Consider the following 22480-nt stretch of genomic DNA (forward strand, 5'->3'; position numbering starts at 1 on the left):
CACACTTATCGGGATAGTGTCTTTTAATTACTTCATAATTAAAATTTTGGATATCAATTTCCCTTTGAACAACGTTCTTTTGCTGGATTTTGACGGTCCGCAGCTAAGAAACCTGGGGCATTTCGAAGCAATAAGCTTTCTCTCTTAGACAATATCAGATCGAGGAATAAACTTTCCTGTTACCACCGGCCGCCCCATGTTTTCTTAGGTGCTGTTATAGCGCGTACTTCCTTTTTCAGAGTTCAATAGAGATTTTCACCTTTCCTCCCAATCCTTTTTCAACAATTTCATAAAGGGTTTTTAGTGTCAGGTTGCTTCCGTTATTCTCCACCCTTGAAATATAGGTTCTCTTCTTATCCACCAATTCCGCTAATTGCTCCTGTGTTAGATTCTTATCTTCTCTGGCCTTCTTTAAAAGCAAACCAATTTTGAATGACTCAAAATCCCTTTCCAATTCATCCCTGCGTTCGGTGCCTTTTGCCCCGTAAACTTCATCTTTGATATCTTTCCAACTCTTCGTATTCATTTCTTTTTCTTTTTACCTTTTTGAACTTCTTTTTCAGCATAATATTCATCCATCAGTTTGGCAGCCTTTTCAATTTCCTTGGTTGGTGTTTTTTGGGTTTTCTTTTGAAAGCCATTGAGAAGTATCACAAGCTTTCCTTCATCAAAAAAACAAAACACCCTCCAAATATTACTTGCCAGCTGAACCCTGGCTTCATATAGCCCTTTTTTTGTTTTAATTGGTTTCAGGTAAGTCTCCGGAACTCTTTCAAAAGTTTCTTTTTAATTACTTCATAATTAAAATTTTGGATATCAATTTCCCTTTGAACAACGTTCTTTTGCTGGATTTTGACGGTCCGCAGCTAAGAAACCTGGGGCATTTCGAAGCAATAAGCTTTCTCTCTTAGACAATATCAGATCGAGGAATAAACTTTCCTGTTACCACCGGCCGCCCCATGTTTTCTTAGGTGCTGTTATAGCGCGTACTTCCTTTTTCAGAGTTCAATAGAGATTTTCACCTTTCCTCCCAATCCTTTTTCAACAATTTCATAAAGGGTTTTTAGTGTCAGGTTGCTTCCGTTATTCTCCACCCTTGAAATATAGGTTCTCTTCTTATCCACCAATTCCGCTAATTGCTCCTGTGTTAGATTCTTATCTTCTCTGGCCTTCTTTAAAAGCAAACCAATTTTGAATGACTCAAAATCCCTTTCCAATTCATCCCTGCGTTCGGTGCCTTTTGCCCCGTAAACTTCATCTTTGATATCTTTCCAACTCTTCGTATTCATTTCTTTTTCTTTTTACCTTTTTGAACTTCTTTTTCAGCATAATATTCATCCATCAGTTTGGCAGCCTTTTCAATTTCCTTGGTTGGTGTTTTTTGGGTTTTCTTTTGAAAGCCATTGAGAAGTATCACAAGCTTTCCTTCATCAAAAAAACAAAACACCCTCCAAATATTACTTGCCAGCTGAACCCTGGCTTCATATAGCCCTTTTTTTGTTTTAATTGGTTTCAGGTAAGTCTCCGGAACTCTTTCAAAAGTTTCTATAGCCTCAATGACCTTATAAATCTTGTTTTGAACTTTCACTGTTTGCTTTTTCAGAAAGTTCTCAAAGTGGTCTTGATAGGCTATGACTTCCCTGATTTTATCCATAACGCTAATGTAACTTTAAAGTTACTATTTTCAAAATGTAAAAAGTTGACTATATTCAGAATTGGGCTTCTTAATATGCGCTATAACGGGATTCAGCTTGGAGACGGCGGGCTTTCGGAGCCGTTCTCTTCCACCCTACTCCTAACTTCTTAAAGATACTAAACTTTATTTTTACTCTGAATCGCCCGCTGTATCCAAGGTGATGTTGGACTTAGTTCTTTATTAGGTTCACTATCAGTTTAATCATCAAATCCCTTTGCTCAGGTAAACTTTGCGCTACTGCCAATGCCAGTGCTACCAATGTATTTTCATTTATTTTTCTTACTCCTCTTTCATCCAAATGATAACTGTTCTGCTCTAAGAACCATACAAACAGAAATGAACCAATTCTCTTATTACCATCGCTAAAAGCATGTCCTTTGATGACAGAATATAACAACTGTGCCGCCTGCTCTTCAATGGTTGGATATGCCAATTCTCCAAACACCGTTTGGGAGATACTTCCCAATATTCCCCGGAATGAATCATCTTTCTCGTTTCCGAAAAGCTCTCCCGCTTCTCCTTTCTGAATCAATTCTCTCTTTAATTGGTGAATGGCTTTCTTGACATCTTCATAATTGATGACATAAATGATTTCTTTCGAAAGGTTATCGAGCTGAAGATCTTCTGAATCATACCTATTGAGTAATTCAAAAGATTTGGAATATTTCGAAATAATATCCAAAAAGCCTTCGGTCAATACTCTTTGTGATTCAAATGTTTTTTCCCTTAAAATATCAAGCTGATTTTCTAGCTGAATTATTTTTTGACCTTGCTTGCTCAATAATTCGCTGTTGATGGCATAACCCTGCACTAAGTAATCTTTCAATCTTTGGGTTGCCCATTTTCTGAATTCAATCCCAACTGGTGATTTTACCCGATATCCAACTGAGATCACTACATCCAAATTGTAAGCTGAAACTGCCCTTTTTACTTTTCTTTCCCCTTCTTTTTGAACTTGGCGGAAATTCCGCCAAGTTGACTCTTTTTCCAATTCTCCTTCTTTGTAAATATTTCGGATATGCTCACCAATCGTTCTTCTAGCTTTACCAAATAATTCAACAAGCTGCTGTTCGGTAACCCAAACCGTATCATGCTCCCCATCCAATATGATTTCAAATTCATTGCTACCTTGGGATGGTTTGAAAACCACTATTTCAGAATTGAAGTCAACTGTTTCCATATAGGAAGATAATGGATTTTGATAAAAATATTAGTTCATTGTTTCAAAAAACCTTTGATTTCAAAATTGCCAGGGTCTTTAACAGCATATTCTATTAACACCTTTGATCCAATTTCCTTTTTATCGATTCTCTGCGAAAGTTTTTTCTTCTGAACATAAACCGAATCATCAACCTGATAGGATATCGTAATGATTTGGGTAAATCCCATTCCTTTCGGACCATACCCAAGTGCATTTTCTGTAATCACTGCTTTGGCCTCAGCCGTTTTTGTCCATGGAGCAAATGGCATTTCAATATTATTCCATGCCAGGTATAGAAAAAATCCAAACCCCAATATTCCGATTATCCATGGATTTTGCTTTGCCATTTTAGAATTGAGTCCAACTTTTTTATAATAACGTATTTATAGTATCAAGCTAACAATAATTAATAACTTGACCAGAAATCGTAAGAAATAAGCGAATGTTTTACACGGATATTGATCGCAAAAAATCACTAAATCCTTACCCACAAGCCATCAGGTAAACTCTTGATTTACTGAAGATTTTATGGACTTCCTTGATCCTAGACAATTTGAACATATCTCAGGCCTAAAAAATACATAGGATGAAATTTGTAATTTCATCCCATGATCCTAAGGATGTACACTTGGCCTATTTATCCATATTCTTCAAAAACCCAATACTTTTATTCGTAATGGGCCTCATAATACTTCTGATAATTTCCGGAAGTTACATTTTCCAGCCACTCCTGGTTTTGAAGATACCAATCCACTGTTTTCTCTATCCCTTCTTCAAATTGCAAGCTGGGCTCCCACCCAAGTTCTTGCTGGATTTTGCTGGCATCAATGGCATACCGATGATCATGTCCGGCCCTATCTTTCACGAAGGTGATCAGTTTCTCGGAAGTACCTGACTCTCTTTCTAGCTTCTTATCCATTATTTTGCATAGCACTTTTACAATATCAATGTTCTTCCACTCATTGAATCCTCCAATATTGTAGGTCTCCCCATTTTTACCAGAATGAAATACTACATCAATGGCTCGTGCATGATCCACCACATAAAGCCAATCCCTGATATTCTCCCCTTTGCCATAGACAGGCAAAGGTTTATTATTCTTGATATTGTTGATGCAAAGCGGAATTAGCTTTTCCGGGAACTGATTAGGTCCATAGTTATTGCTGCAGTTTGAAATCACAGTACGCAATTTATAGGTATTGCTGTATGCCCTGACAAAGTGATCGGAGGAGGCTTTGGAAGCCGAATAAGGAGACTGAGGATCATAAGGAGTAGTCTCCAGGAAAAAACCGCCATCGTCCAGAGAACCGTAGACTTCATCAGTAGAAATGTGATAGAAAAGATGCTTGGAGTAATCCTTCCAATAAGACTTTGCTACATTGAGTAAGTTAACAGTTCCGATAACATTGGTTTTAACAAATGCCAATGGGTCAGAAATAGACCTGTCAACATGTGATTCGGCTGCCAAGTGGATTACATCAGTGATATTGTGATCTTCAAAAACCTTCTTCAAAGATACTTCATCCATGATATCCACTTTTTCGAAAGTGTAGTTTTCAGCGCCTTCGATTTCCTTCAAGTTCTCCAAATTGCCTGCATAAGTCAGGCAATCCAGATTGACTATTTTATAATCAGGATATTTATTGACAAAAAGTGAAACCACATGGCTTCCTATGAATCCCGCTCCTCCGGTAATTAAAATGCTCTTTTCCATAGATTTGAATAGTATTTTAGACCAGTTTTATTTAGTGAAAATAATTACTTTAAAGTCTAGCTTCAGTGTTTCTTATAAAACTCATTGTACCAAGTTACAAACCTTGCCACACCCTCCTCTACAGGAGTATCAGGCTTGTACCCCGTGTCTCTCATCAAATCAGTAACATCAGCAAAGGTAGCAGGGACATCACCTGGCTGCAAAGGAAGCATTTCTTTTTTAGCCTCTTTTCCTAAGGCCTTTTCCAAAGCACCTATATAATCCATCAATTCTACAGGGCTGGAATTTCCGATATTGTAAACTTTATAGGGAGCATAAGAGCTACCCGGGTCTGGGTCATCCCCTGACCAATCAGGATTCCCCTCTGGTATCTTATCTGCTACACGCTTGATCCCTTCTACAATATCCCCCACATATGTGAAATCTCTTTTCATCTTACCATGATTGAATACCTGAATAGGCTCGTTTTTGGTAATGGCTTCTATAAATAAAAACAAAGCCATATCAGGTCTTCCCCAAGGTCCATAGACTGTGAAAAACCTTAATCCTGTAGTAGGGATATTGAATAAGTGGCTGTAAGTATGCGCCATCAATTCATTTGACTTTTTGGATGCCGCATACAAACTCAGCGGATGATCTACATTGTCCGATGTGGAGAATGGCATTTGTGTATTGGCTCCGTAAACAGAACTGGAGGATGCATAAACAAGATGTTTGACAGGAAAAGCCCTGCATGCTTCAAGGATATTGACAAAACCTGTGACATTAGTATCTATATAAGCCGCAGGATTGATCAATGAATACCTGACCCCAGCTTGCGCAGCTAGATTGATCACTACATCAAACTTTTCGGTTTCGAACAGATTCATCAATGCCTGCTTGTCCGAAAGATCCATTTGTATAAAAGTGTATTCAGGAAACTTCACTGATTTTACTGGACTGTGAAGCTTAATTTCACCTTTTGAAATCCCGCTTTCTTCCAATCTGGCAAATTTCAGATTGACATCATAATAGTCATTGATATTGTCTATTCCAATTACAGTATCTCCTCTTTCTAGCAATAGGTTACTTAAATGGAAACCTATAAATCCGGCTGTCCCGGTAATCAAATATTTCATTCTCTAAAATATTATTCTATAAAAACAAAAAGCAAATTAATACAAGTATTCCAATATATCGGTTAAGATTGATTTTGAATTTCAAGATTTTCAGCGCCCAACCGAATATAATTCTCCAAGATCAGCTGATGGATCTGATTTCTTTCATACTTTTCATTCACCTCTTTATAGAGGTTGTCAGCCAATACCTGCATGAAGTCCCTTTTGACAAAAGCAAACTCCAAAGCATCTTTGAGCACTTCTGTGTTTTTGACAGGGAAAACCAAACCTGTTTGCTTATTGGTAATCAGGTCAACATTGCCTATAATGTCCGAACAGATCACAGGAACCTGCATAGCACCTGCTTCCAGGAGAACATTTGGAAAACCCTCCCTATGTGAGGCATGAACAAGCACATCTGCTAAAGCAAAATAATGAGCAACATGATCAGACCATTCTATCTGCACAATTCTAGGATGATCCTGAATTTTTCTAATAACTTCCTCACTGATTGGGTTTAGCTTCTGTTCAAAGGATCCCAACAATATCAATTTCCCATATTGTGAAACTTTGGATAGTAAAAAAGCCTCAACCAACTCTTCTATCCCTTTGTCCCTGACCAATCTTCCCACTGCCAAGATCAGGAAATCATTTTCCGAAGGGGTAATCCTAATTGTGGCAGCAATCAAGTGATTCTCAGCCAAGGAATTCCTGCTGAATTTATCCAGATCTACACCGTTAGAAGATCCATGGCCAATTACTTTTACTTTACTCTCATCGAGTAAGCCTTCTTTTAGCATGAAATCTTTCAATGAAAAAGAGTTTGGCCAAACTTCAGTTGCCCATCTGAAAGTCAATTTCTCCATGGCGATCAAAAGATTTTTCTTTCGCTTTTCGGCCACCATATAGGGCATCCCCGCTACGGTATGAATTCTGGTCTTCACTCCGGCAAATTTCGCAGCGATCATTCCGAGCAAACCGGCCTTGGGAGTATGGGAATGTACAATATCAGGCTTTTCTTTTTTGAAAAGTCTATATAAGAGCCACAAACAATAAAGGTCATGAAATGGAGTGATTTTTCTCGTAAATGGAATAACATGATGTGGACAACCTTCCCTTCTCGTCACTTCATTCACCTCTCTGCCATCAGCACTCACCATCAACACATCCCAGCCAGCTTCCATCATGAATTTCATCTGTCCTGCCAATAAAAGTTTGAGCGAAAGAGGAACTGTGGTAATACGGATTAATTTTGGCATTCAGTTTTTTGATTATAAAAGTCAAAGTTAACTTTTTATTGCTTTTGAATTGGCTAAAATTGAGAAAATTGAGCCAATAAATCCTATATACTTCTTCTATCAAAAAACTATGTTCTTTCTAAAAATCCTGTCAATATCGTTCTATCAAAGGATTACTTTTTACCTTTATGACTATTATAAAATTAACCACTGAATTACCGTATGTTGAAAGATACTAAAATCGCCATCATTGGATGCGGCAACTTAGGCAGCTCTATTGTAAATGGATTATTAAACCTAAAGGGTTTTGTGCCAAGCAATCTTCATGTCACCAAAAGGAATCCTTCTAATTTACTTTTTCTACAAGACAAAGGAGTACGCGTTCATTCAGACAATTTAATCGCTGCTTCGGAGGCTGATCTGGTCATTTTAGGCGTAAAACCTTACAATGTCTCAAGCATTCTGAAGGAAATCAAACCTGTTTTAGACCCTAAAAAGCAGATCATAGTTTCTCTTGCCACGGGTGTGAGTCTCGATGAAATTTTCCAGATTATTGACCCCTCCACAATTGCCTACAGAGCCATGCCCAATATTGCTGCTGATATCCAAGAATCAATCACTTGTACGTGTGGAAAAAACCAAAACCCTAAAAGCGAAGCGCTTATCGGGGAGCTTTTTGAAAGTATTGGCATCAGCATACATATAGATGAAGGCCTAATGGAGGCCGCTACTGTATTGGGAGCATGTGGTATTGCTTATGTATTGCGTTTTATGCGAGCAATGATCCAAGGGGGTATTCAGATTGGATTTGACGCCAAAACGGCCAGCCAAATTGTCAACCAAACAGTGAAGGGTGCCGCTGAACTGATGATTCAGAAAAATATCCATCCCGAAGAAGCCATTGATAAAGTGACGACACCTAAAGGTTGTACTATCGTGGGGTTAAACGAAATGGAGCATCAAGGTTTTTCGGCTGCCATGGTCAGAGGAGTATTGGCCTCTTACCAAAAAATAGAGAAAATATAAAAAAAGCCGGTTTTTAGCCGGCTTTTGCATTGTTATAATTATGGGAAAATACCCAGATCCATGTAAGAAATGGCAATCCTCTGCAAAGCCAAAATAAATCCGGCAGTTCTTAAGCTTTGAATTCCTTTTTCTTTTCTGGTTCTGTTCATATCATGGTATGCCGTTACCATTGTTTCTTCCAGCCCGGAGAGTACCAAGTCTCTTTCGGAGGCTCCCTTGATCAAGCCGTCCTTTTCATCATCTGTAAACCGCTCACCTGTTGCATTTTCTATTGTACCCAGGAGTTTTCTGTACTTCTCCATATCATATCTTTTTTCGAGTTTCCCAAAAGAAACTCTCGATAGATTTTTGAGCCACTCAAAATAGGAAACCGTCACACCACCTGCATTCAGGTACATGTCTGGAATGACCATGACTCCATTCTTTAGCAAAATCTTTTCGGCCTCATTGGTAACTGGACCATTTGCGGCTTCTCCAATGATTTTTGCTTGAATTTGAGCTGCATTTTCCTTGGTGATTTGATTCTCCAACGCGGCTGGAACAAGGATATCACATGGGTAGGTAAGAAGTTCTTTGCTGTTTTTAATGAATTCACCCTTTTTGAATCCCTTAAATCCTTTATTTTCAATTTGGTAAGTTTTAAGAGCTTCGATGTCAATGCCTGATTCATCCCAAATTCCACCATTCCACTCAGCCACACCTACGATCTTTGCACCTGCTTCACTCAGGTATTTTGCTGAATAATAGCCCACATTACCCAAACCTTGAATGATGATTCTTTTACCTTTCAAGCCTACTGTCAGCCCAAGTGCTTGCATATCGTCTTCAACACTGACGGCCTCACGGATTCCAAAAAACACCCCTTGTCCGGTAGCTTCAGTTCTACCGTCTATACCATGTTGGGAAAGTGGCTTTCCTGTAACAGCTCCTTTGGCATTGATCAATTCAGGATTGAAAGCCTCAAATGTATCTACAATCCAGGCCATTTCTCTGGCTCCTGTACCATAGTCAGGAGCAGGCACATCAATTGCCGGTCCGATGAATTTTTTCTTAATAAGCTCAGCAGTGTATCTCCTCGTTATTCTCTCCATTTGTCCTTCATTGTATTTAAGAGGATCTATGCTGACGCCTCCTTTGGCTCCGCCGAAAGGGACATTGACCAGAGCACACTTGTATGTCATCAGAGCAGCCAGCCCTTTGACTTCCTCCTCATCCACATGCTCACTGTATCGAATACCACCCTTAACAGGAAGCTTATGATGGGAATGTTGAATCCTGTAACCTGTTAGTGTCTCGTATGTTCCATCATCATTGCGAAGAGGAAAATTAAATTTGTAAATACTGTTACATTGCTTGATCTGATCTAATAGTCCGGGGTGCAGATCCAAATGCTTGGCAGCATCATCCACAAATCCACTAACATCATCAAATAAACTATATTCTATCTTTTTACTCATAAAAATGTACGTTTTGGTGAATATGACAAGATACTAATCTTTGTAAAGAACTGCCTAATCTTGCGTTATGATATTATTCAATTCTTTCCAGATATCATCTAAAAATTTTTCTTAAAGATTGAAAATTAATCTCTTAACACCCTTCCATCTTCCATTTCTATAATCCTATCCGTACCTGCGGCAAATTCTGGATCATGTGTGACTATCAACATAGTTTGGTGAAATTCCTGAGCCAATTCCTTAAAAATTTTGAAAACGATATCAGAATTTTTTTTATCCAGGTTTCCAGTAGGTTCATCACCCATAATAATCAAAGGATCATTCATCAGTGATCTGGCAATAGCTACCCTTTGTTTTTGACCACCTGATAGTTGATTTGCTTTTTTCAATGCATGATCTTGCATATCAAAAATCCTTAACTTTTCCATAGCAATATGCTCCAGCTCCTGCTTACTTTTCTTATCTAATTTAAGCCCTGGTATCATCACATTTTCCAATACAGAAAACTCATTGAGCAGATAGTGAAACTGAAAGACAAAACCTATTTTTTCATTCCTGATCTGAGAAAGTCTATTTGCATTTTTGCCACTTACCAGCTCTTCATCTATAAGTAGCTTACCATGATAATCCGTGTCCATTGTAGACAAAATATACAACAAGGTAGATTTCCCGCAACCAGACTTCCCCATGACTGAAACAAATTCACCCCTTGTCACCTGAAAGCTCACATCTTTCAGCACCCTTGTTTTTTCAGGACTGTAAAAGTACTTATTGATGTTTTGCGCTTCCAATACTGGTTTTCCTTTCATAATGCTGTACTATTTACCCCTTATGATATCTACAGGATCTATACTGCTTGCTTTTCGTGCCGGAAAGTAACCTGCAAAATAAGTGGTGACCAAGCTAAAAACTCCGGCTATCACATAATATTTGGGATTAAAATCTACAGGCAAGGTCTTAATGGTCGGCAAAGCATCCAGCTCAAATGGAATTTGCTCAATTCCCAGCCCTGCTATAAACCCAAAAAACAAACCCAATACTCCTCCAAAAAACCCAATGGTAATGGCGATAGTGATAAATATCAAATTTACATCCCTGCCTGAAAAACCTATGGCTTTGAGGATGGCAATGGTGTCCATTTTTTCATAGATCATCATATTGAGGATATTATAAATCCCAAAACCAGAAACAATCAATAATGTAATTCCTACAGCATAGCTAATCATTGACCTGATGCCGGAACCAGCTTCAAATTGTGCATTGACAGTCTGTATATCATCTGCATCTATTCCAAAGATAGCACTGTATTCTTTGGCCATCCCAGGGGCAAGGTCGAAATCATTCAGCTTGACCTGAATATCCGTAACGAATGATGGCGGCTCCCCCAACATCTTCTGCACTGTACTGATAGAAGCGTATGATTGGACATTATCCAGTTCTCCAAGACCGGATTGATAATAGCCTACTACTTTCAACTGTATGCTGTTGCCCTGCGCTGTTGTCACCTGTACTACATCACCTATGGATGCAAGCATGCGGTCCGCCGCTCCCTTTCCCAAAATGATGGCATTGGCTGTATTCTTCAAATCTACGAAGTCACCTTCAGTAACATAATCGTCGAATGCAAAAAGCCTGCTTTCTTCTTCTACATCAATACCATTGATCACGCCATTCACATCTATGGCCCCAACATTAAAAAATACCTGAGCGGCAATCTTTGGGGCTACCCCCACTATTCTTGGATCATCCAAAAGCGTTTTGATAATAGCTTCATTATTGTATATGCTCATTCTGCTTGCCGCAGGCTTGATCGACCTGACTACATTATGGAAGCTTCGATACTTGTCACTCAGCTCAACGGGCTGAGTCGGTGAAGGCTTTAGTTCATTATAAAACCTGATATGGGGTGTCCTGTTGAGCACAAGGTTATCCAGAAGCTGATTTAATCCATTCATAAAACCAAGTAAGGTCACAAACATGGTGATACTGAATACCACACCAATAGCTGCAACTACAGTCTGCTTTAAGCGGGCCAGCATCAAAGCCTTTGCCATTTTAATTATCAGAGAGATCTTCATATCAAGGTTTGATAACTATTGAGTTTTCATCCAAACCCTCTATGATTTCTGCTTTTTGAAAATCCTTCAGACCTACCTTCACCTCCAGCGTATCTCCTTCATCTGTGATGACAAAACGGTCACGAATCAGATAGGACCTGGGTAAAAGCAACACATTCTCTTTTTCAGAAATAATAATGTTTGCTTCCAAAGAAAGGTTGGGATATAAAACAGAAGGTTGTTCCAAAAACACACCTTCAACCACAAAAGTCTTGTTTCCCACATCCATAATGGGGTTTATTTTTGTCACCAAACCTTCGAAAACCTCTCCTCTGTAACTGTCCATGCTGATCAGGATCTTTTGACCGATTTTTACTTTAGCGATGTCAAATTCATCCACCAGCATTTCCAAAACAAACTCATCACCGCTTCCCAGAACGGCTAGGGGTGTTTGATTATTGACCATTTCTCCCTTTTCCTTCAACAAGGAATACAAAAGCCCGCTCACTTCACTTTTAAGAATTAAGTCACTCTCTAGAGCCTTGGAAATAGCAAGATTTTTGGAAGCACTTCTTTCATTGAAATCAATTTCCCTCTTCAAGTCCTCATATCTCAGCAAGGCAGTTTCATAAACAGTTTTTGAATTTCCATAAGCCAACTCTTTTTGTTCAAGATCAATAGCGGAACCTATTCCCTTATCCATAAGACGGCGCTGCCTTTCCCATAGAAGGGAATCGTTTTTTAATTTGTTAGCAGCATAATTGATATTGATCTCCAAATCCCTAAGCCTGGTTTGATTCAGCTGCCTATCCGCATATTCACGATTAAGTTCTGCTGTCTCTCTATTGATTCTTGTGGACTCATTCGAGATAGCCAATATAGGAGTGCCTATTTCCACAGAATCTCCTTCTTGCAAAAACACTTCCTGCACAGTCCCCAGTGCATTGATAAAAGCCTGGTACTGATATTTGGCCTTGATAGTACCGGAAGCATAGATGGATTCAGTAATATTTTCCCTTTTGGGACTGGTTTTATTTTCAGAGGAGCCACAGGAAAAAATCAGGAACAATACCGGTAGCAGCCAAAAGCATTCCTTTTGAGACATAGTGTGTGGGGTTTGCTTTAAATTTACTCCTAAAAAATGATTCTGTACAAACCTGTAATTATTTCTTTTCCTTCAATGAAGAGAAATTTTCGAAATTGTATAAAAAAATAAATCCTATGGGATATTTTGGGCAAACCCTCAAGCCTGCCCAAAACCTTCAAAATTACTTGATCAGATCTACATGTTTCCAGAAACTCGGATATGACTTGTTGACCACCTCAGGATCTTCTACTATTACTTGGGTCTTGGTCATCAAAGGCATAAATGCCATGGCCATCCTATGATCATCGTAAGTTTTGATCTGTACCTCAGAAGGCATTTTTACGGATGGAATCAATGTAAACAGCTCCTCTTCTTGCTCCAAAAATTCAGCATTAAACCTTCCCAATTCCTCTTGAAGCGCAAAAATCCTATCGGTCTCTTTTATTCTTAAACTTTCAAGACCGCTAAAATCCATCTTTTGGCCTATGATCGCACAGGTCACTGCCACCGTCTGTGCAATATCGGGGCAATGGGTGAAATCCCAATGATCCAACCCTTTCACTGGCTGCTTGGTCAAATGTACTCCACCGTCTTTGAACTCGCTTCTAACTCCAAGAAATTCCATGATATCAACTATTTTGGAATCTCCTTGCAGACTATTCTCTTTCAGTCCTTCCAAAAACAGCTCTCCTTTATCTGCGCATGCCAAGAGGCTATACCAATAGCTTGCCCCTGACCAATCACTTTCTACCGCAAATTTGGTAGGCTTATAATCCTGAGCTTCCACTTTGATCACATTCCCTTCCCATGAATAGGAAACTCCAAAAGACCTCATCAACTCCAAGGTCATTTCTATATAGGTTCTTGACCCGATTTTCCCTTGCAGCTCCAATTCAATTCCCAAAGGCAAAACCGGTGCTATCATCAACAAAGCGGAAATGTATTGGCTACTCACATCCCCTCTAACGCTGACCCTATTTTTCAACTGGTTTTTAAGTCCATGAACAGCCAAAGGAGGATAGCCTTCCACATTCATATAGTGGATATCCGCCCCGAGTTCTTTCAAAGCCTCCACCAATATCCCAATAGGCCTTTCGCACATTCTTGCGGTACCCGTCAACACCTTGTTTTGATCAGTTGCTGCTGCGTAGGCAGTCAAAAAGCGCATCGTGGTTCCGGCATCTAAAACATCATAAACAGGAGGATTTTCTTTCAGCAAGCGGATCATGGTCTGCGTATCCCTTGCCTCGGCAAGATTGCTCAATTTATTTTCACCGTTTGTCAAAGCGTCTATAATCAATGCCCTGTTGCTTTCACTTTTTGACGCTGGCAAAGGAATCTTGGTGGATGTAAATGAACTGGTCTGATTTAAAACTAGCGTTTTCAATAGGATAGGTTTTTATTTAGATTGATCTATAGGAATTGATGGACTCGGTGATTTCTTCTATACTTGCAGGAATATTATAATCGCAGGTCCCGATTTGGTTTAGCAGGGAAAAATTGATGATTGCCCCTTCGTTCTTTTTATCCTGACCGCATAGAGATACTATGTCGGCAACATCTGATTCTGGAAAATCAAATTTTCCGAAAATACTCAGGAGCATATCTTGAATAGTTTTCAATTCAACACCTGAGAGACCTGATTTCTTGTGGGACAAAAAAGCTTCACAGAGCATCCCTATCGCTATGGCCTCTCCATGTAGTAAATGGTTTTCTGTATTTAAATAAAAAGATTCAAAGGCATGACCTATAGTATGCCCAAAATTCAGGATTTTTCTAAGTCCATTTTCTTTGGGATCCTTTTCTACCACATCCTTTTTGATACTTACAGATTTTTCAATAATCCCTCTCCAATCTTGCTTTTTCCAGTCCTCGATTTTGAGACAATTGAAATAAGGCTCATTCTTGATCAGCCCATGCTTGATTACTTCCGCATACCCTGATCTCAACTCCTCTTCTGGAAGGGTCTGAAGAAACTCATCAGAAATTATCACCGCAGCCGGTTGGGTAAAAACTCCGATATGGTTTTTATATCCGTTGAAATCAATCCCCAACTTACCCCCAACACTTGCATCTACCTGGGAAAGCAAAGTGGTAGGGATGTTGACAAAGCGGACTCCCCTTTTGTAGGTAGCGGCACAAAAGCCTCCCATATCACCTGTGACCCCACCACCCAAGTTAATGATCAGGGCTTTTCTGTCCATACTTTGATCGGTCATCCATTGCCAGATATCGGTGCAGCTTTGGAGGTTTTTGTTGGCTTCTCCTGCCTCAAAACTGAAATGACTGTGGTTTGGCAGACTTTCTTTCACCAAAGGGTAGCAATGGATAGAAGTATTGGAATCAGTAATTACTCCAAGTTTGGAAAAGTTGAGCTGTTTAATGTAATTGCCCAGGTCTTGGGCTATTTGTTGGGAAAATATGATTGTCTCCAAGGTTTTTGAATTTCTTTCAAAAATAGGCAAAACTTGAAAGACCGAAGCAGAAATGTATCTACTTCGGCCCTTTTGAATTTATTTTTTGACAGAGTCTGCTTCTCTTAACTGCTTCTCCTGACGCTTCACTGATTCCTCATGGATACAATAAAGCAATTCTTTCATAAACTTCTCGCTAAGGTTTTTATCAACACCTTTTTTGGTTCTTGACTCCATGACATATTTCCAACGATCTGATTGAAATACAGTAAGGTGGTGCTCTCTTTTATAGGCACCAACCTGATCAATCAGTGAGAATCTCTCCTGGAGGATATCCAACAATTGATCATCCAAGTGATCTATAGCCATTCTTAGATCATTCAATCTTTCGCTGGGATTTTCTTCACCTAAGTTGTCCTTGAAGTCAATTTTTGAAAGTATTTCTTTAAGTCTAGCCGGAGTCACTTGCTGCTTGGCATCAGACCAAGCTTTGTCTGGATCGTGGTGGGTTTCTATCATCAAGCCATCCAAGCCAAAGTTGATGGCACGCTGGGCTGTTTCCAAGATCCCTTCCCGGTTTCCTACGATATGGCTGGGATCGTTGATAACTTCCATTCCTTTCCACTCTCTTTTTAAGTGAATCGGCATAGACCAGTTGGGTTTGTTTCTAAATCTTTTATCATAAGAATCAGAGAAACCTCTATGAATAGCAGCCAATTTATTGATTCCAATCGCCTGAAGTCTTTCCAGTGCTCCCAACCAAAGTTGCAAATCCGGATTCATCGGGTTCTTTACCATTACAGGGATATCTACCCCTCTTAGGGCTTCGGCTATTTCCTGCACAGCAAAAGGGTTTACTGTAGTTCTTGCTCCAATCCAAAGGATGTCTACTTTGTGTTTAAGGGCCATTTCCACATGAGCTGTATTCCCTACTTCTGTTGTGATAGGGATATTGAGGTGGTGTCTCACAATCTCCATCCACTTCAAACCATCCTCGCCAATACCTTCAAAGCTTCCTGGTCTGGTTCTTGGCTTCCAAATTCCCGCTCTAAAAACGTCAGGAATCATATTTTCCTTGATCATATCCAAGCACACATTCTCAATCTGCTCAGGAGTTTCGGCACTACAAGGTCCCGCAATGATGGTGTTGCCTTTTAGTCCAAGACCCCAATCCTTTGTTTGTAAATGGTTTTCCATAATGGTGTTAGGTTTAAATGAAAAAAGCCCGACTCTCTCGAATCGGGCTTTTTCTGGTTTATGATTTTTTTAATTTTTCACAAGGCAATAAGCGGCTCCGATTCGATTTTTCATTCGAAAGTAAAAGTAAAAGAATGTAAAATATGCGAAGACTGCGATTAACATGTCTCAAATGTAAAGGCAGATTTTTTAAAAACAAATCAATTTTTGAAGATTTTTTTAAATTTTATGCAAGTGAAGTCTACTTTAGTAATGATTAGAGGAAATTCCAACCTATTTTTCAGAAACACCGAATAAAATTCTGTATACTGAATCCCGCTTTGACACTTTTGCTCAGAACATTAAAGCTATCAGGCATATTTATAAAAGGAGCTTTAATAATACCTGCTGAAAAACTGAAACTTTACTTTTATCTACTAATCCCAATAAATTGACAAAATTGAGCTCGCTATTTCTCCTTTTGCAACCCAGTATTCTCCATGATCTCCTCTTGCTTTTTGATAGATTCTGTATGAACTAACTGATATAACTCCTTGATAAAATCAGGATTTAAATGAAGAGCTGTACCCCACTCTGGTCTTGTTTCAAACACTTTTTTCCAACGCTCCATTTGAAAGATAGCCACGTTATTTAACTTTTTATACTCACCTGCTTTTTCTACGAGCTTCATTCTCCTGCTCAATGTCTCCAAAAATTCCCTATCCACTTGATCTATCTGTTCTCTGATAAGCTCCAGTTGAGATTGAAAAATGGGGTTTTCAGTTGATGTAGACCTTATTTGCAAGTCTTGGATCAATTTTTCCAAGACTTCGGGTGTAACCTGCTGTGCGGCATCCGACCAAGCATTTACAGGATCAAAATGAGATTCGATAATCAAACCATCAAAATTCAGGTCCATTGCCATCTGAGCCACTGAAGCCAAAAGATCCCTTTTTCCACAAATGTGGCTTGGGTCATTTAATAGAGGGAGATTGGGGTACCTGGTCTTCAGTTCAAGCGGAATCTGCCAAGTCGGACTATTTCTATAAACTTGGTCATTGAAATTGGAAAAACCTCTATGAATACCTGCTAGCTTTTTGATTCCCGCCTGATTAATCCTCTCCAATGCTCCAATCCATAATGCCAAGTCAGGGTTTACAGGGTTCTTAATCATGACAGGAATATCCACACCTTTCAGACTATCAGCTATTTCTTGGACTGCAAAAGGATTTACAGTCGTTCTGGCCCCTATCCACAAAAGATCTATGCCATATTCCAATGCCTTTTGTACATGGTAGGGGTTTGCTACTTCTATGGCGAATTGGACCTGATACTTTTCTTTGACTTCCTGAATCCATGGCAGTGCGATCTCCCCCACGCCTTCAAAACTATTGGGCCGTGTTCTAGGCTTCCATACACCTCCTCTGATCCACTTAAAACCTCTTGATGCCAGATCCTTCACTGTAGTATTCAGTTGGTTGGGAGTTTCCACACTACAGGGGCCTGCAATGTAAAGGGGAGCTTTGGCATCCAAGCCCCATTCGTTTAGATTAAGAATATCCAAGAATACTAAATTTTGATTGCGTACTTTATTAACAGAAATTTCATCCTTCTTGTTAATAAAAGTAAGGATTTGCTAAGGTGATGTTAAAGGTAAGTTCAAAAATTAAAAAATCCATTTCTCAATGAATTACAAAATAGCATTCCCATGGATTTAATTTTTTATGTGAGCGGACTCAAATAGCCAAACATAACTTATCCCCATGGTGTTTTTTTGATATATTTGCAGCCAGAAACGACTTGCTATGCCAGTAAAACCCAAAATTTCTTTTGAGAACTTAGAAGTGGCTTTTGCTTCCAAATCAGATGCGGAACTCAGAAAAATGTATCTCATTTTTGCCACTGTTAATAACAACCTTGCGGTAAGCTTGGGAACCAAATTGGCCAATTGGTCATTTGCTTTGAAGCTGCCTATCAAGGGCTTGATGAAAAAAACCATGTTTGGTCACTTCTGCGGAGGGGAAGATATTGATGATTGTCAGAAATCTTTAGAAGAACTGGCCAAATATAATATCCATACCATCTTGGATTATTCTGTTGAGGGCAAAGGAAATGAAGAGAGTTATGAGGCTACAAAACAAGAAATCCTCAAGACCATTGCACGTTCAGCAGGAGATGATAGGATACCTTTTGCAGTATTCAAGGTTACAGGCTTAGGGGATTACAAGCTGATGACCAAGATTCAGGCAGGCAAAAAGTTGAATGAAAAGGAAAAATCCTTATTCGAAAGATTAAAAGGAAGAGTAGACGAACTTTGCAAGGCAGCATTTGATGCCAATACAAAAATTCTGGTGGATGCTGAAGAATCCTGGTTTCAAGATGTCATTGATCAAATGACTTATGAAGCAATGGAAAAATACAATCAAGATTCATGCATTGTATATAATACTTACCAGATGTACAGGCATGACATGTTGCAAAGGTTGAAAGATGCACATCAAGAAGCACAAAGAAAAAACTACATTCTCGGAGCTAAATTGGTCAGGGGAGCTTACATGGAAAAGGAAAGGGACAGAGCAAAGGATAAAGGATATTCCAGCCCAATCCAGCCCGACAAAGCGTCTTCTGACAGAGATTATGATGCTGCATTGAAATACTGTGTTGAAAACCTGAAATCCATAGCACTCGTCTCGGGTTCTCACAATGAAAAAAGTAATATTTACCTGACTGAATTGATCTCAGAATATGGAATCAACCCTCAAGATGATAAAGTTTATTTTGCTCAGCTGTATGGTATGAGTGACAACATCTCTTTTAACTTGGCTGATGCAGGTTACAACGTTGTCAAATACGTCCCCTATGGACCGGTAGAAAAGGTAATGCCTTATCTATCCAGAAGAGCAGAAGAAAATACATCTGTGGCAGGGCAAAGCAGTAGAGAACTTGATTTGATCAAGAGGGAGATTGCCCGAAGAAAAAAGAAATAAATCATTAAACTTAATTTCCAACAGCTTTTAATCAGCTTGGATTTTCAGGTTGAATAAATAGCAAAAACAAAAAGGAAAGAATGCAATTACTTAGCGAACAGGAATTAGAAAGAAGAAAAGACAGGGAAGAGTTGATGAAAATCGGGATCAATCCATACCCGGCAGAATCATTCCCCATCAACGTTACAGCTCTGGATATTCATAATAATTACGAAAACAGAAAAAACGATTACAAAAATATTTCTATCGCAGGTCGATTGATGAGTAGGAGAATTATGGGTTCAGCCTCTTTTGCTGAGATCCAGGATTCAACAGGTAGGCTTCAGGTTTATGTCCGTAGGGATGATATCTGCGAGGGCGAAGACAAGACTCTTTACAATACCGTTTTCAAAAAATTACTTGGTATAGGAGATTTCATAGGGGTAAAAGGATACATTTTCACCACACAAACCGGCGAGATTTCTCTTCATGTTACGGAGTTGAAAGTTCTCTCTAAGGCAGTAAAACCTCTTCCAGTAGTCAAAAGAGATGAGGAAGGGAATGTATATGACGGATTTACTGATCCTGAACTGCGCTATAGACAACGCTACGTAGACCTTACAGTTAACCCCGAAGTAAAAAATGTTTTTATCACAAGGTCCAAAATCATCAGCAACATGCGCAGGTATTTTGATGACCACGGATGGCTGGAAGTAGAAACTCCCATTCTGCAACAGGTACACGGAGGTGCTGCAGCACGTCCCTTCCAAACCCATCACAACACTTTGGATATGCCGCTTTACTTGCGTATTGCTAATGAACTTTATCTCAAAAGGTTGATCGTTGGTGGCTTTGACGGTGTTTATGAGTTTGGTAAAATGTTCAGAAATGAAGGTATGGACCGTACTCACAATCCTGAGTTTACTTCTATGGAAATTTACGTAGCCTACAAGGATTATATTTGGATGATGGAAATGGTGGAAGAATGTCTTGAAAAAGTAACCGAATCCATCCACGGGACCACAAAGGTAAAAGTTGGTGAAAAAGAAATCGATTTTGCCGGACCTTACAGAAGACTGAGCATGTATGACTCCATCAAGGAATATGCTGGAGTGGATGTAAGTGAAATGAATGAAGAAGGACTCAGGAAAGTCTGTGCAGAAATGGGAATAGAAGTAGATGACAGTATGGGCAAGGGCAAACTGATCGACGAGATCTTCGGCGAGAAAGTGGAAGCCAACCTAGTACAGCCAACATACATTACTGACTATCCTATAGAAATGACTCCTCTTGCCAAAAAACACAGAAGTAAGGAAGGCTTGGTAGAAAGATTCGAGTTATTTGTCAATGGAAAAGAAATTGCAAATGCTTATACGGAGCTCAACGACCCGATAGACCAAAGAGAAAGGTTTGAAGAACAATTGAAACTGGCTGCAAGGGGAGACGATGAAGCCATGGCCATGGATGATGATTTCCTAAGAGCATTGGAATATGGCATGCCTCCTACTTCAGGATTGGGAATTGGGATTGACAGGCTAACCATGCTACTGACCAACAACTCCACCATCCAGGAAGTATTGTTTTTCCCTCAGATGAGACCGGAGAAAAAAGTGAAAATCGCAACTGATGAGGATTTCATGGAACTGGGAATACCTGCAGGATTGATCCCAGCTATCAGGGATTTAAATATCCATACCATCGAACAACTCAAAGAACAAGATATCAATAAGCTTTTCAATGATGTCTGCGGAAGGAGAAAAAAACTAAAGCTTGACACAAGTAATCCTACAAAAGAAGAAGTAGAAGCTTGGTTGCAATAAGAAGTTTAGAAACAGCGTGAAAAAAGCCGGATCCAAAGATTCGGCTTTTTTATTTATAACAACAAGGCAGGAATAACACTACGAATAATATATTTTGAACATTTAACCCTTTTTAATGCTATATTTAAAACCATTTTTCCGATATTTTATGGAATTTTTAATAAATCAAGTAAAATAACAAGGCATGAATCTTAGGTTAAACTCTGAATTTGGAACCTTAAAGGCAGTTTTAATGCATAGACCTGCTAAAGAAATTGACAGGCTTACACCTTATAACAAAGACTACTTGCTTTTTGAAGATGTTCCCTACTTGGAGGCAATGCAAAAAGAGCATGATGTTTTTACTAATCTGATCAAAGAAACAACAGGTGCAACCGTTTTCAGACTCAGAGAGCTTTTGACGCAGACACTCACCAACAGAGGTATTTTGGAAAAATTGATGATGCAGGCATTACAGCCATCCAATCAAACCCATCTCAAAGATTACATTTTAGACAGGCTTTCAACTGCTGAATGTGCCACTGCACTTACAGCAGGCGTAAAAGTCCATGAACTGAAAAGAAAGATACCAAACCTGCCTGTCACCGAATTGCTGGATTACGCATTTATTATCCCCCCAAGCCCAAATTTGTACTTTCAAAGGGATCCCATGGCAATCACCCCTGGGGGAATCATTTTTTCCAGTATGAAAATGGAGGGTAGGCAAAGAGAAGCTAATCTTCTCAGGGCAATATTTGAAAATCATCCGAATTTCAAAGATCATGTTAACCAGCTTTATCCTATGATTGGTCAGGCAAATCCTCCAAGTATAGAAGGAGGGGATATTATTATTCTTTCTAAAAAGGCTGTAGCCATCGGAAACTCTGAACGTACTGATGAAAAGGCAATCTACCAAGTAGCTAAGGCTCTCTTGGCAGAAGGGACCGTAGAGCGGGTATATGAAGTACACCTACCCCATAGACGCAATTACATGCATCTTGACACCGTCTTTACGATCCTTGATGAAAACCTTGTTTTGACCTATCCGGACGCTTTGAACTCTGTCTTACAGACTTCTCTGTACACCATTAAAGAAATTCAGGAGGATAAAGTACATATCAAAAGACAGGTCTTGAAAGAATCCTTACTCACGGTATTGGAAAGAGAAATCCAACATCTGGAAATTTTGCATACTGCAGATGGCAACCCTGATTATTCTATGCGGGAACAGTGGTTTGACGGTGCGAATGTTTTTGCCATTGGACCCAGAAGGGTGATTTCCTACAACAGAAATAAGCATACCAACGCAGCCTTGAGGAACATGGGAGTTGAGGTATTGGAAATCCCCTCATCGGAACTATCCAGAGGACTCGGCGGCCCAAGATGCATGACCATGCCGATCAGCCGGTCGAAGATATAAAGATGTACGATTTTGGAGTTACGATTTACGAGGCTTAATCCTTTGTTTATTGCAAAAATAAGTTTTGAAATTCTGAAAAGGTTCAATTGGGAACGATGTAACATGTACGAAGTACTAAGAGGCTGATACTTG

Annotated in this window: 20 protein-coding genes and 1 pseudogene; 4 read left to right on the forward strand and 17 right to left on the reverse strand. The window is 39.4% G+C overall.

All coding sequences use genetic code 11. The features are described 5' to 3' along the window. Nucleotides 1-235: 235 nt before the first annotated feature. From A33Q_RS15080 to A33Q_RS15120, 9 genes and pseudogenes are all read right to left on the reverse strand, one after another. Nucleotides 236-526, reverse strand: a complete 291-nt coding sequence (locus A33Q_RS15080; RefSeq protein ID WP_009034617.1) for a helix-turn-helix domain-containing protein — start codon at nt 524-526, stop codon at nt 236-238. Continuing rightward, nucleotides 523-756, reverse strand: a pseudogene (locus A33Q_RS15085) (type II toxin-antitoxin system RelE/ParE family toxin); the annotation flags it as partial. The pseudogene A33Q_RS15085 and the gene A33Q_RS15080, both read right to left, overlap by 4 nt. 242 nt (nt 757-998) lie before the next feature. Beyond that, a complete protein-coding gene (locus tag A33Q_RS15090; protein ID WP_009034617.1) occupies nt 999-1289 on the reverse strand; it encodes a helix-turn-helix domain-containing protein in 291 nt (96 codons plus the stop codon). Continuing rightward, on the reverse strand, nt 1286-1654 hold the full coding sequence (locus A33Q_RS15095; protein ID WP_009034618.1) for a type II toxin-antitoxin system RelE/ParE family toxin: 369 nt from the start codon (nt 1652-1654) through the stop codon (nt 1286-1288). Before A33Q_RS15095 ends, A33Q_RS15090 begins: the two co-directional genes overlap by 4 nt. 211 nt (nt 1655-1865) lie before the next feature. Then, a complete protein-coding gene (rhuM, locus tag A33Q_RS15100) occupies nt 1866-2876 on the reverse strand; it encodes a virulence protein RhuM/Fic/DOC family protein (RefSeq protein ID WP_009034619.1) in 1011 nt (336 codons plus the stop codon). Between the two features lie 35 nt (nt 2877-2911). Further along, entirely contained in the window at nt 2912-3244 is a 333-nt protein-coding gene (locus tag A33Q_RS15105; RefSeq protein ID WP_009034620.1) for a hypothetical protein, read from the reverse strand. 320 nt (nt 3245-3564) lie between these two features. Then, the gene (rfbB, locus tag A33Q_RS15110) at nt 3565-4611 is read right to left on the reverse strand and encodes a dTDP-glucose 4,6-dehydratase (protein ID WP_009034621.1); all 1047 of its coding nucleotides are present in this window, start codon (nt 4609-4611) and stop codon (nt 3565-3567) included. 62 nt (nt 4612-4673) lie between these two features. Beyond that, on the reverse strand, nt 4674-5729 hold the full coding sequence (locus A33Q_RS15115; protein WP_009034622.1) for an NAD-dependent epimerase: 1056 nt from the start codon (nt 5727-5729) through the stop codon (nt 4674-4676). Nucleotides 5730-5791: 62 nt separating this feature from the next. Then, entirely contained in the window at nt 5792-6967 is a 1176-nt protein-coding gene (locus A33Q_RS15120; protein ID WP_009034623.1) for a glycosyltransferase family 4 protein, read from the reverse strand. A 201-nt stretch (nt 6968-7168) separates the two neighbouring features. On the opposite strand from A33Q_RS15120, the gene proC reads away from it, so the two are divergent. After that, nucleotides 7169-7972, forward strand: coding sequence for a pyrroline-5-carboxylate reductase (gene proC / locus A33Q_RS15125; protein WP_009034624.1), 804 nt, complete (start codon nt 7169-7171; stop codon nt 7970-7972). 38 nt (nt 7973-8010) lie between these two features. Here the strand turns inward: proC and A33Q_RS15130 are convergent, their stop codons facing one another. The 8 genes from A33Q_RS15130 to A33Q_RS15165 all read right to left on the reverse strand — a co-directional run bounded on the left by A33Q_RS15130 (nt 8011) and on the right by A33Q_RS15165 (nt 17727). After that, nucleotides 8011-9429, reverse strand: a complete 1419-nt coding sequence (locus A33Q_RS15130; protein WP_009034625.1) for a Glu/Leu/Phe/Val family dehydrogenase — start codon at nt 9427-9429, stop codon at nt 8011-8013. A 125-nt stretch (nt 9430-9554) separates the two neighbouring features. Beyond that, a complete protein-coding gene (locus A33Q_RS15135; protein WP_009034626.1) occupies nt 9555-10238 on the reverse strand; it encodes an ABC transporter ATP-binding protein in 684 nt (227 codons plus the stop codon). Between the two features lie 9 nt (nt 10239-10247). Then, nucleotides 10248-11507, reverse strand: a complete 1260-nt coding sequence (locus A33Q_RS15140) for an ABC transporter permease (RefSeq protein WP_009034627.1) — start codon at nt 11505-11507, stop codon at nt 10248-10250. 1 nt (nt 11508) lies between these two features. Continuing rightward, nucleotides 11509-12591 carry an efflux RND transporter periplasmic adaptor subunit gene (locus tag A33Q_RS15145; protein ID WP_009034628.1) on the reverse strand — a complete coding sequence of 361 codons (1083 nt, stop codon included), beginning with the start codon at nt 12589-12591 and terminating at the stop codon, nt 11509-11511. A gap of 163 nt (nt 12592-12754) precedes the next feature. Beyond that, complete coding sequence (locus tag A33Q_RS15150; RefSeq protein WP_009034629.1) at nt 12755-13960, reverse strand: 3-phosphoshikimate 1-carboxyvinyltransferase; 1206 nt, start codon at nt 13958-13960, stop codon at nt 12755-12757. 16 nt (nt 13961-13976) lie between these two features. Continuing rightward, entirely contained in the window at nt 13977-15008 is a 1032-nt protein-coding gene (gene aroB, locus A33Q_RS15155; RefSeq protein WP_040490555.1) for a 3-dehydroquinate synthase, read from the reverse strand. Between the two features lie 78 nt (nt 15009-15086). Further along, a complete protein-coding gene (locus tag A33Q_RS15160; RefSeq protein ID WP_009034631.1) occupies nt 15087-16184 on the reverse strand; it encodes a chorismate mutase in 1098 nt (365 codons plus the stop codon). A 448-nt stretch (nt 16185-16632) separates the two neighbouring features. After that, nucleotides 16633-17727, reverse strand: coding sequence for a bifunctional 3-deoxy-7-phosphoheptulonate synthase/chorismate mutase type II (locus tag A33Q_RS15165; RefSeq protein WP_009034632.1), 1095 nt, complete (start codon nt 17725-17727; stop codon nt 16633-16635). A gap of 241 nt (nt 17728-17968) precedes the next feature. Here A33Q_RS15165 and A33Q_RS15170 point away from each other — a divergent pair, with 241 nt between their 5' ends. From A33Q_RS15170 to A33Q_RS15180, 3 genes are all read left to right on the forward strand, one after another. Beyond that, entirely contained in the window at nt 17969-19150 is a 1182-nt protein-coding gene (locus A33Q_RS15170) for a proline dehydrogenase family protein (protein WP_009034633.1), read from the forward strand. A gap of 80 nt (nt 19151-19230) precedes the next feature. Next, nucleotides 19231-20949, forward strand: coding sequence for a lysine--tRNA ligase (gene lysS / locus A33Q_RS15175; protein ID WP_009034634.1), 1719 nt, complete (start codon nt 19231-19233; stop codon nt 20947-20949). Between the two features lie 184 nt (nt 20950-21133). Beyond that, nucleotides 21134-22348, forward strand: coding sequence for an arginine deiminase (locus A33Q_RS15180; protein WP_009034635.1), 1215 nt, complete (start codon nt 21134-21136; stop codon nt 22346-22348). Nucleotides 22349-22480: the final 132 nt, after the last annotated feature.

This window comes from Indibacter alkaliphilus LW1, assembly GCF_000295935.2.
Taxonomy (GTDB): domain Bacteria; phylum Bacteroidota; class Bacteroidia; order Cytophagales; family Cyclobacteriaceae; genus Indibacter; species Indibacter alkaliphilus.